Annotated in this window: 10 protein-coding genes; 3 read left to right on the top strand and 7 right to left on the bottom strand. The window is 68.3% G+C overall.

Features of this window, described 5'->3' with window-relative positions:
• Positions 1-122 precede the first annotated feature (122 nt).
• Entirely contained in the window at positions 123-1,736 is a 1,614-nt protein-coding gene (locus B9S61_RS08955) for an MDR family MFS transporter (RefSeq protein ID WP_103541777.1), read from the bottom strand.
• 138 nt (positions 1,737-1,874) lie between these two features.
• Here B9S61_RS08955 and B9S61_RS08950 point away from each other — a divergent pair, with 138 nt between their 5' ends.
• The gene (locus B9S61_RS08950; protein WP_181007301.1) at positions 1,875-2,471 is read left to right on the top strand and encodes a TetR/AcrR family transcriptional regulator; all 597 of its coding nucleotides are present in this window, start codon (positions 1,875-1,877) and stop codon (positions 2,469-2,471) included.
• A 45-nt stretch (positions 2,472-2,516) separates the two neighbouring features.
• Here B9S61_RS08950 and B9S61_RS08945 read toward each other — a convergent pair whose 3' ends face one another.
• Positions 2,517-3,266: a M23 family metallopeptidase gene (locus tag B9S61_RS08945; RefSeq protein ID WP_103541775.1), complete on the bottom strand. Its 750-nt coding sequence runs from the start codon at positions 3,264-3,266 to the stop codon at positions 2,517-2,519.
• A gap of 439 nt (positions 3,267-3,705) precedes the next feature.
• Here B9S61_RS08945 and B9S61_RS08940 point away from each other — a divergent pair, with 439 nt between their 5' ends.
• Complete coding sequence (locus tag B9S61_RS08940) at positions 3,706-4,377, top strand: HAD family acid phosphatase (protein ID WP_103541774.1); 672 nt, start codon at positions 3,706-3,708, stop codon at positions 4,375-4,377.
• 99 nt (positions 4,378-4,476) lie between these two features.
• On the opposite strand, the gene B9S61_RS08935 is transcribed toward B9S61_RS08940, so the two are convergent.
• Positions 4,477-7,002, bottom strand: coding sequence for an ATP-dependent Clp protease ATP-binding subunit (locus B9S61_RS08935; protein ID WP_103541773.1), 2,526 nt, complete (start codon positions 7,000-7,002; stop codon positions 4,477-4,479).
• A 432-nt stretch (positions 7,003-7,434) separates the two neighbouring features.
• Here B9S61_RS08935 and B9S61_RS08925 point away from each other — a divergent pair, with 432 nt between their 5' ends.
• A complete protein-coding gene (locus tag B9S61_RS08925; protein ID WP_103541772.1) occupies positions 7,435-8,148 on the top strand; it encodes an SCO3374 family protein in 714 nt (237 codons plus the stop codon).
• Here B9S61_RS08925 and B9S61_RS08920 read toward each other — a convergent pair.
• The 4 genes from B9S61_RS08920 to B9S61_RS08905 all read right to left on the bottom strand — a co-directional run bounded on the left by B9S61_RS08920 (position 8,127) and on the right by B9S61_RS08905 (position 9,958).
• Positions 8,127-8,462 (bottom strand): Lsr2 family protein, encoded by a 336-nt coding sequence (locus B9S61_RS08920; RefSeq protein ID WP_103541771.1) that lies wholly within the window; start codon positions 8,460-8,462, stop codon positions 8,127-8,129. The genes B9S61_RS08925 and B9S61_RS08920 overlap by 22 nt on opposite strands.
• Before the next feature lie 224 nt (positions 8,463-8,686).
• Positions 8,687-9,220 (bottom strand): amino-acid N-acetyltransferase, encoded by a 534-nt coding sequence (locus B9S61_RS08915; RefSeq protein WP_103541770.1) that lies wholly within the window; start codon positions 9,218-9,220, stop codon positions 8,687-8,689.
• 9 nt (positions 9,221-9,229) lie between these two features.
• Positions 9,230-9,628, bottom strand: a complete 399-nt coding sequence (locus B9S61_RS08910; RefSeq protein ID WP_103541769.1) for a BlaI/MecI/CopY family transcriptional regulator — start codon at positions 9,626-9,628, stop codon at positions 9,230-9,232.
• 153 nt (positions 9,629-9,781) lie between these two features.
• A complete protein-coding gene (locus B9S61_RS08905) occupies positions 9,782-9,958 on the bottom strand; it encodes a hypothetical protein (RefSeq protein ID WP_103541768.1) in 177 nt (58 codons plus the stop codon).
• Positions 9,959-10,076 lie beyond the last annotated feature (118 nt).

Below are 10,076 nucleotides of genomic sequence, written 5' to 3'. Positions count from 1 at the left end.
GGGACCGGCGGAGCCGCCGAGGATGCGAGCCCGCGCGGCCCCCGGGGGTACGTGAGCCCGCGCGGCCCCCGGGGTACGCGGGTGCGCCGCCGGGGGCTCCGGTGTTCCGGGAAGCCGACGCCTCAGACGAGCTCGGTCACCGCCGCCGCCGGGGCGCCGTCGTCGGTCTTCCCCTTCTTGGGGCCCTCGCCCTTCAGCGGTACCTCCTTGACGAACACGGCCGCCGCCAGCGCGATCACCGCGATCACCGCGCCGAGCAGGAACGCGGAGTGGGTGCCCGAGGAGACCGCGTACTGGTAGGCCTCGCGGGCGGCGGCCGGCAGCTTCGCCAGGCTCTCGGCGTCCAGTTGGGCGGACTGCTCGGTCAGCCGGGAGGCCGCGGTGCCGGGTGTCGCGGCCATGACGTCCTGGACGCGGTTGTTGAACAGCGCGCCCATGATCGCCACGCCGAAGGACGCGCCGAGGGTACGGAACAGGGTGGTGGACGAGGACGCCACGCCCATGTCCTTCATCTCCACGCTGTTCTGCGCGACGAGCATGGTGATCTGCATCAGACATCCCATGCCCAGACCCAGCACGGCCATGAAGACACCGGAGGTGAGGCGGGAGGTGCCGGTGTCCATCGTGGACAGCAGATACAGACCGGCGATCAGCAGCGCGCTGCCGACAACCGGGAAGACCTTGTAGCGGCCGGTGTTGGTGGTCACCCGGCCCGCGACCATCGAGGTGACCAGCATCGCGCCGAGCATCGGCAGGAGCAGCAGACCGGAGTTGGTGGCGGAGGCGCCCTGCACGGCCTGCTGGTAGAGCGGCAGGAAGAGCGTCGCGCCGAACATCACGAAGCCGACGATGAAGCCGATGACGGACATCAGCGCGAAGTTGCGGCTGCGGAAGATGTGCAGGGGCAGCACCGGTTCGGCGGCCCTGGTCTGCCAGAACACGAAGCCGACGAGCGAGGCGACACCGAGACCGATCAGCTCCATGATCCGCGCGGAGCTCCAGGCGTACTCCGTGCCGCCCCAGGTGGTGACCAGCACGACGGCGGTGATGCCGACGGTCAGCAGCGCGACTCCGAGGTAGTCGATGCCGGCCTGGGCGCGCTTCTTCGGCAGGTGCAGCACGGCGCCCACGGCGGCCAGCGCGACCGCGCCGAGCGGCAGGTTGATGTAGAAGGCCCAGCGCCATCCCCAGTTGTCGGTGATGGTGCCGCCGACCAGGGGTCCGCCGATCATGGCCAGCGCCATCACCGCGGCCATCATGCCCTGGTACTTGCCGCGTTCGCGGGGCGGGATCAGGTCGCCGATGATCGCCATGACACCGACCATCAGACCGCCGGCGCCCAGCCCCTGCACCGCGCGGAAGCCGATCAGCTCGCCCATGTTCTGCGCCATGCCGCTGAGCGCGGAGCCGATCAGGAAGATCACGATGGAGGTCATGAACGTGGCCTTGCGCCCGTACATGTCGCCGAGCTTGCCCCAGACCGGGGTGGAGGCCGCGGTCGCGAGCGTGTAGGCGGTGACCACCCAGGCCAGGTGCTCCAGCCCGCCCAGCTCGCCGACGATCGTCGGCATCGCCGTGCCGATGATCATGTTGTCGAGCATCGCGAGCATCATCGTGATCATGAGCGCGAGCAGGACCACCCGCACGCTGCGCGGCTGCTTGCCGCCGTCCTTCCCGGCTTCCGCCGCAGGTGTGTCCGCGGCCCCCGCCGCCGACGCGTCTGCCGTGTCCGCCATGATCTCCACTCCCCCGGCCACCGTCGCGTGACCACCACTACTTACTTGCCGCCCGGCTAGTACATTGGACTGGAAAGCTAGTCGTGAAACTAGCCGGGCGTCAAGTAAGTTTTTGCCAAGGGCGGGACGAGCAGGAGGATGGGCGGCACCATGGACGGCACCAGACAGCGGCGCCGCGGGAACACCCGCCAGCGCATCCAGGACGTCGCGCTCGACCTCTTCGCCGAGCAGGGCTACGAGAAGACCTCCCTGCGGGAGATCGCCGAGCATCTCGACGTCACCAAAGCGGCGCTCTACTACCACTTCAAGACCAAGGAGGAGATCCTCGTCGGCATCTTCGAGGATCTCTCCCTGCCGATGGAGGAACTGATCGAGTGGGGGCGGGGGCAGCCGCACTCGCTGGAGACGAAGCAGGAGATCATCCGCCGGTACAGCGAGGCTCTGATGGGCGCCGCCCCGTTCTTCCGCTTCATGCAGGAGAACCAGGCGACCGTCCGCGAACTGCGCATCGGCGACATGTTCAAGACCCGCATGCTCGGGCTGCGGGACATCCTCATGGACCCGGACGCCGATCTCGTCGACCAGGTGCGCTGTGTCAGCGCCCTGTTCACCATGCACGCGGGGATGCTCGTCCTGCAGGACATGGAGAGCGACCCCGAGGAGAAGCGCAAGGCCGTCCTCGAGGTCGCCATCGATCTGATCACCCAGGCCCACCGGGGCTCCGCGGACGGCTAGGGCCTGTCCGGTACCCGGGCGGTGTCACACGTCCGGGTACCGGGGTCAGAGCTGCACACCCTTGGAGCGCAGGAACTTCGCCGGGTCCACGGCGGAGCCGTAGTTCGGGCTCGTACGGATCTCGAAGTGCAGGTGGGGACCGCTGGAGTTGCCGGTGTTGCCGGACGAGGCGATCTTCTGGCCGGTCTTGACGACCTGGCCCGCCTTCACGTTCACCGAGGACAGGTGGGCGTACTGGGAGTACGTCTTGTCGCCATGCTTGATCACCACGGCGTTGCCGTACGCGGGACCGTCACCGGCGCCGTTGCCGCCGGCCTTGACGACGGTGCCGCCGTGCGCGGCCAGGACCGGGGTGCCGGTCGGGACGGCGTAGTCCTGGCCGGAGTGCTTGGACGCCCACATGCCGCCGTTCTGGGCGAAGCTCGCGGACAGCTTGTAGCTCTTCACCGGGTCGATCCAGGACGCGGCCTTCTTCTTGGCGGCGGCCGCCTTCTTCTTGGCGGCGGTCGCCTTCTTCACCGCGGCCGCCTTCTCGGCCTTGGCCGCCTTCGCGGCGGCGGCCTTCCGCGCCTCGGCGGCCTTCTCGGCCTTGGCGGCCTGGACCTTCGCAGCCTCGGCCTGGGCGGCGGCCTGCGCCTGAACGGCACCGGCGGCGCTCGACGCGGCCGTGGTGTCGGCAGCGGCCGCGACCCCGGCACCCAGTGCGACCGAGGCCCCCATTCCGGCGGCCAGCACGGCCGCGCGGGTGCGGATCAGGGACGTACGGGAGAAACGGGACGTGACGCGCTGGCTCATCTCAACCTCACCGGGAAGGGAACGGAGGAAAACCACCCGGCACGGGACCGCACCGCGGTGGCTGTTCAGTGGTAACCCTTCCGCCCGAAAAGCAGCAAAGGTGTGATCTACGACTTTCCGTAGTACTCCCGTCGTGAGAGCCACATCTCTTGACAGAGGCCTTTTTCTGGAGGAAACCCCCATTTCAGGGCGGTGGATCAGACATCCACCCGAAATGCCCCCTTTGCCTCGTGCCGCTTTCTCACTATTCCGGGTAGTACCGGTCAGAGCGCCTGTGCGGCATGTCACCGGAGCGCGGCATGTGCCGCTTCAGAAATGTGGCGCAGGCCTCTAGGCGCCTACCGTCCGGTAACCCTACGGTTCACCTCGCGTCACCCTCGCACACGAGCATGCACACGCCATGTTGGCAGCGTCACGGACGTGAGAGGACCCCCACGACATGAGAAGCCGACGCCCCTGGTTGCGCCGCGTATCGGTGACCGCCGTCTCCGCGACGGCACTGATGCTCCTGGCCGCACCGGCCGGGGCCGTATCCCCCTCAGGCTCGTCCACGGCGGCCACCGCGACCGCGGCCGCCACCGCAGCCCCGGCCGCGGCGCCGACCCATGCCGCGGCCGACGTCGACTACGACACCTGGCAGCGGGACTGCCGGGCGGTCATGGACCAGGCCCTGCCCTATGTCCGGCAACGGATCGCGGACGCCGCGCCGGGCGAGAGGCAGGCCATCGTCCTGGACATCGACAACACCGCTCTGGAGACCGACTTCGGCTTCAGCTTCCCGCAGCCGGCCAACGATCCGGTCCTGGAGGTCGCCCGGTACGCCGAGGAACGCGGTGTGGACCTGTTCTTCGTCACCGCCCGCCCCGGCATCATCTACGCGCCCACCGAGTGGAACCTCGACCGGGCCGGCTACGAGTCCTCCGGCCTGTACGTCCGCGGCTTCCTGGACCTCTTCAAGAACGTCGCCGACTACAAGACCGCCCAGCGTGTCGCCATCGAGCGCAAGGGCTACACGATCATCGCCAACATCGGCAACAGCCCCACCGACCTGTCGGGCGGCCATGCCGAGAAGTCCTTCAAACTGCCGGACTACGACGGTCAGCTCTCCTGACCGGCCCACAGCCGGGTACGGAGCCCGCGTGCACAAAGGGGTCTGCCCCGGGACTCATGTCCCGGGGCAGACCCCTTTCGCACAGGCCGGACGCGGCGGCTACGCGTCCTTGCTCAGGTTCGGGCCGGCTCCGCCGGCCGCCTGCTCGATCGGCGGGACGTCGGGCAGGGCCGACTTCTCCTCACCGCGGAAGGTGAAGGTCGCGGACTCGCCCTCGCCCTCGATGTCGACGACCACGATGTGACCGGGACGCAGCTCGCCGAAGAGGATCTTCTCCGACAGCGAGTCCTCGATCTCCCGCTGGATCGTCCGGCGCAGCGGCCGGGCACCCAGCACGGGGTCGTAGCCCCTCTTGGACAGCAGTTCCTTGGCGGGCTGGGACAGCTCGATGCCCATGTCCCGGTCCTTCAGGCGCTCGTCCACCTTCTCGATCATCAGGTCGACGATCTTCAGGATGTCGTCCTGCGTGAGCTGCGGGAAGACCACCACGTCGTCGACACGGTTGAGGAACTCGGGCCGGAAGTGCTGCTTGAGCTCGTCCGAGACCTTGTTCTTCATCCGGTCGTAGTTGGTCTTCGTGTCGCCCGCGGCGGCGAAGCCCAGGTTGAAGCCCTTGGAGATGTCCCGGGTGCCGAGGTTGGTCGTCATGATGATGACCGTGTTCTTGAAGTCCACGACCCGGCCCTGGGAGTCGGTCAGGCGACCGTCCTCCAGGATCTGCAGCAGCGAGTTGAAGATGTCCGGGTGGGCCTTCTCGACCTCGTCGAAGAGGACGACCGAGAACGGCTTGCGGCGCACCTTCTCCGTCAGCTGACCGCCCTCCTCGTAGCCCACGTAGCCGGGGGGCGAACCGAAGAGACGCGAGACCGTGTGCTTCTCGCTGAACTCCGACATGTCGAGGGAGATCAGCGCGTCCTCGTCACCGAAGAGGAATTCGGCGAGCGCCTTGGACAGCTCGGTCTTACCGACACCGGACGGGCCGGCGAAGATGAACGAGCCACCGGGACGCTTCGGGTCCTTCAGACCGGCCCGGGTACGGCGGATCGCCTTGGACAGCGCCTTGACGGCGTCCTTCTGGCCGATGACCCGCTTGTGGAGCTCGTCCTCCATGCGCAGCAGGCGGGACGACTCCTCCTCCGTCAGCTTGAAGACCGGAATGCCGGTCGCCGTGGCGAGGACCTCGGCGATCAGGTCGCCGTCGACCTCGGCGACGACGTCCATGTCGCCGGCCTTCCACTCCTTCTCCCGCTTCGCCTTCGCGGCGAGGAGCTGCTTCTCCTTGTCCCGCAGGGAGGCGGCCTTCTCGAAGTCCTGCGAGTCGATCGCGGACTCCTTGTCCCGGCGGACACCGGCGATCTTCTCGTCGAACTCGCGCAGGTCCGGCGGCGCGGTCATCCGGCGGATGCGCATCCGGGAGCCGGCCTCGTCGATCAGGTCGATCGCCTTGTCCGGCAGGAAACGGTCCGAGATGTAGCGGTCGGCCAGCGTCGCCGCCTGGACCAGGGCCTCGTCCGTGATGGAGACGCGGTGGTGGGCCTCGTACCGGTCACGGAGACCCTTCAGGATCTCGATCGTGTGCGGCAGGGACGGCTCGGCGACCTGGATCGGCTGGAAGCGGCGCTCGAGGGCCGCGTCCTTCTCCAGGTGCTTGCGGTACTCGTCCAGGGTGGTCGCACCGATGGTCTGCAGCTCACCGCGGGCCAGCATCGGCTTCAGGATGGAAGCGGCGTCGATGGCGCCCTCGGCGGCACCCGCACCGACCAGCGTGTGCAGCTCGTCGATGAACAGGATGATGTCGCCGCGGGTGCGGATCTCCTTGAGGACCTTCTTCAGACGCTCCTCGAAGTCACCGCGGTAGCGGGAGCCGGCGACCAGCGCGCCGAGGTCCAGGGTGTAGAGGTGCTTGTCCTTGAGGGTCTCGGGCACCTCGCCCTTGACGATGGCCTGGGCGAGGCCCTCGACGACGGCGGTCTTGCCGACGCCGGGCTCACCGATCAGCACCGGGTTGTTCTTGGTACGGCGGGACAGCACCTGCATGACCCGCTCGATCTCCTTCTCGCGCCCGATGACCGGGTCGAGCTTGGACTCACGAGCGGCCTGGGTGAGGTTCCGGCCGAACTGGTCGAGGACCAGGGACGTGGAGGGGGTGCCCTCGGCAGGACCGCCGGCGGTGGCGGTCTCCTTGCCCTGGTAGCCGGAGAGCAGCTGGATGACCTGCTGCCGCACCCGGTTGAGATCGGCGCCCAGCTTGACCAGGACCTGGGCGGCGACGCCCTCGCCCTCGCGGATCAGGCCGAGCAGGATGTGCTCCGTGCCGATGTAGTTGTGCCCGAGCTGGAGGGCCTCGCGGAGCGACAGCTCCAGGACCTTCTTGGCACGGGGGGTGAAGGGAATGTGACCCGACGGGGCCTGCTGGCCCTGCCCGATGATCTCCTCCACCTGCTGGCGGACCGCCTCGAGCGAAATCCCGAGGCTCTCAAGGGCCTTGGCGGCGACACCCTCACCCTCGTGGATCAGGCCCAGGAGGATGTGCTCGGTGCCGATGTAGTTGTGGTTGAGCATCCGGGCTTCTTCCTGAGCCAGGACGACAACCCGCCGCGCGCGGTCGGTGAACCTCTCGAACATCGTTAATCGCTCCTCAGAGCGGTCAGGCAGTGGGGGGAACTTCCCCTCCCTGTCCTTCCGCAGCTTAGTCCCGCAAGCGGGGACCGCTCATTCCGACTGCCGACACCGTCGATGGCCTCCTGACCCCGCTCACGCCGACATCTCCTCCAACCCGATGGTGCGAGACGATGTTCCCGCAGGCCAGGCAGTTACCCTCATCGCCAGTACGCCGATGGCGAACGGGAGACGTGCCGTCCTGCGTGTCGTCCCCTCCCACTAGGGATGTCTTACCCGCTGCTACGGACAGTCCATGCCGAGTGCACGGCTCCCCTCCGCTACGGGCGAACAACCTCGCGCCTCCCCACACCCCCGCACGCCCCCCTGTTCGTCACTTTGTGCATAGGCATACGAACTTAGCGTAACCCTCTGTGCCTTCGCGCGGTTGCGCGGGGCATGGTTGGCATCCTCTCCGCCGGCGTCCCCCTTCCCCGCCGGCCACTCACACCGGGTCACGACGAGGTCGGGCTCTGGTACGAGAACGTGCTGGGCTGGCCCACGGTGCCCGGCGTTCCGGTGCGGCTGGCGGTGGGAGTGCGGTTCGACGTCCTCGACGTGCCCGCCGAGGCGGGGTACGCGGCGCTGGAGCACTGGGAACGCCCGGGGTGCTCCGGACGGGGCTTCCCGGTGTCGCTGTCCGGTGACCGGATGTGGCTCCTGGTGGCCGAGGGCAGCGCCGCGGAACTGCCGGGGCTGCTGGAGTGGCTGGAGTGGGGCGCACCGCTGGAACTGGACCTGAGGGCCATCGGGGCCGGGGGCCTTCTGGAGGCTCCCCGTCCCGCCGGCTCCGGCGCGGGAGGCCCGGGAGGCCGGGGCGGCGCGGGGAGCGCCGTGGCGGACGGAACCCGGCCCCGCGGCACGGGCGCCCGGAACAGTCCGCAGGGGGCCGCCGTGTGGTTGCGGCCCCCCGAGCCGGGAGCCGAGGCCGGGGCCTCGCTGCCGACGCTGTCGGCGATGGGCACGAGGGGCGTCAGGGGGGACTGTGCCGGCCCCCCGGATCTCGTGCGACTGGTGAACACCCTGGCGACACACATCCACCGGGTTCGGCTGCGGCGCGCGTGTGCGGCCGCCGCCGTGAGGACCGAGGGTCAGCCGTTGGCCTTTTCATAGGCCTCGCGGATGGCCGCCGGAACACGGCCGCGGTCGTTGACCTCGTGACCGTTCTCCTTCGCCCAGGCGCGGATGGCCGCGGTGTCCTGGCTGCCCCCGGAAGAAGAACGCGCCTTTCCGCGCCCGCCCGAAGCGCGGCCCCCGGTGCGGCGACCGCCCTTCACGTAAGCCTCGAGAAGGCCGCGGAGCTTGTCCGCATTGGCAGTGGTGAGATCGATCTCGTACGTCTTGCCGTCCAACGCGAACGTCACGGTCTCGTCCGCCTCGCCGCCGTCGAGGTCGTCGACAAGAAGGACCTGAACCTTCTGTGCCACCGGATTTCCTTTCATCGATAACCTGAGGGCCGGGGTGTGGCGGCGTCCGCCGTATCGCCGTCCCTTGTTATATCCAGTACTGCAGTACTCCGGAAAGCAAACCGCTTTTGCCGTAAAAACACAAACCCCTGGCAGAGACCCGATGCCCGCAGCGGGTACGGAAACATGCGCGTTTCGGACATAGGGCACCGGGGCAAGGGGTCGGTTGCGGAATCGCCCGGCGATCACAGATGCAGAAGCATCCGGCTGTTGCCCAAGGTGTTCGGTTTCACGCGTTCGAGACCGAGGAACTCCGCGACGCCCTCGTCATAGGAACGCAGCAGCTCCGCGTACACATCGGTGTCGACCGGGGTCTCACCGATCTCCACGAAGCCGTGCCTGCTGAAGAAGTCCACTTCGAAGGTCAGGCAGAATACGCGCCGAACGCCGAGCCAGCGGGCCGTCTCCAGCAACTTCTCCAGCACCCGGTGCCCGACACCGGCGCCCTTCAGGCCCGGCTTCACGGCCAGAGTACGGACTTCCGCGAGGTCTTCCCACATCACGTGCAGGGCGCCGCAGCCGACGACCTCCGCGTTGTCGTCCCGTTCCGCGACCCAGAACTCCTGGATGTCCTCGTAAAGCGTCACCGTCGCTTTGTCGAGCAGGATGGCGCCGCGGACGTAGGCGTCAAGGAGACGGCGTACGGCCTGCACATCGCCGGTACGGGCCCGCCGGACCGTGATGGCATTTGCGGTGACTTCGGGGCTGTCTGCTGACATGAGCGGACGCTATCGTCCGCTGCGGTCCTCGGCGGAGCCGGGGTTCTCGACGGTGGTTTCCGGGAGCTGGACGATCCGGACCGCGTCGGTGAGGGCCTGGCGCTGTTCCTCGCTCATCATGCCGAAGAAGGCGACGAGAGCGGCGGCGGCGTTGTCACTCTGCGACCACGCTTCCTTCATCAGCGCCGCGGCGTAGGCGGCGCGAGTGGAGACCGCCTCATATCGATAGGCCCGGCCCTCGGCTTCTCGGCGCACCCAGCCCTTCTGATGGAGATTGTCCAGAACGGTCATCACCGTCGTGTACGCGATGGACCGTTCCTTCTGCAGATCTTCCAGGACTTCCCGAACGGTCACCGGGCGGTTCCACTTCCACACCCGCGTCATGACCGCGTCTTCGAGTTCTCCCAATGGGCGAGGCACAACTCATAACAATAGTGGGAGATCCCGCCCATGGCGTGCGGACGGGCGCCAACGATGGCAAACGAGAACAAAAAGGGCGTACGAGGGGAGGTCGTACGCCCTGAGGGGTGGCGCGGCGGTCCGTGCCGTTCGTCCGGTCGGTCAGGCCTCGGCCTTGGGGGAGGTCCCGGAGCCCTCCACCCTTGCGAGGGCCGCGTCGACGGCGGCGTCCTCCTTGGCCTTGTTGGCGCCGCCCTGAGTCTTCACGATCACCCGGATGACGCTGATGAAGAGGACGGCCATGACCGTCGGGGGAAGCAGCGCGGAGACGTAGTCCATGGCTCCAGGGTAGCCATGGGAAGCCGTCAGCCCGCGGCCAGGTGCTGACCGGGCGGGGGCGGGGAGGGCTTGCGGCGCGGGAAGACCTCGCCGGGGGTGGGGACGGGACGGCGGGTGG

This window comes from Streptomyces sp. SM1 (assembly GCF_002910825.1).
Lineage (GTDB): Bacteria > Actinomycetota > Actinomycetes > Streptomycetales > Streptomycetaceae > Streptomyces > Streptomyces okerensis.
This window is presented reverse-complemented; position numbering and strand designations above follow the sequence as displayed.

Coding starts and splice junctions, on each gene's coding strand:
- B9S61_RS08955 (WP_103541777.1), bottom strand. CDS start 1,736: ATGGCGGACACGGCAGACGCGTCGGCGGCGGGGGCCGCGGACACACCT.
- B9S61_RS08950 (WP_181007301.1), top strand. CDS start 1,875: ATGGGCGGCACCATGGACGGCACCAGACAGCGGCGCCGCGGGAACACC.
- B9S61_RS08945 (WP_103541775.1), bottom strand. CDS start 3,266: ATGAGCCAGCGCGTCACGTCCCGTTTCTCCCGTACGTCCCTGATCCGC.
- B9S61_RS08940 (WP_103541774.1), top strand. CDS start 3,706: ATGAGAAGCCGACGCCCCTGGTTGCGCCGCGTATCGGTGACCGCCGTC.
- B9S61_RS08935 (WP_103541773.1), bottom strand. CDS start 7,002: ATGTTCGAGAGGTTCACCGACCGCGCGCGGCGGGTTGTCGTCCTGGCT.
- B9S61_RS08925 (WP_103541772.1), top strand. CDS start 7,435: ATGGTTGGCATCCTCTCCGCCGGCGTCCCCCTTCCCCGCCGGCCACTC.
- B9S61_RS08915 (WP_103541770.1), bottom strand. CDS start 9,220: ATGTCAGCAGACAGCCCCGAAGTCACCGCAAATGCCATCACGGTCCGG.
- B9S61_RS08905 (WP_103541768.1), bottom strand. CDS start 9,958: ATGGACTACGTCTCCGCGCTGCTTCCCCCGACGGTCATGGCCGTCCTC.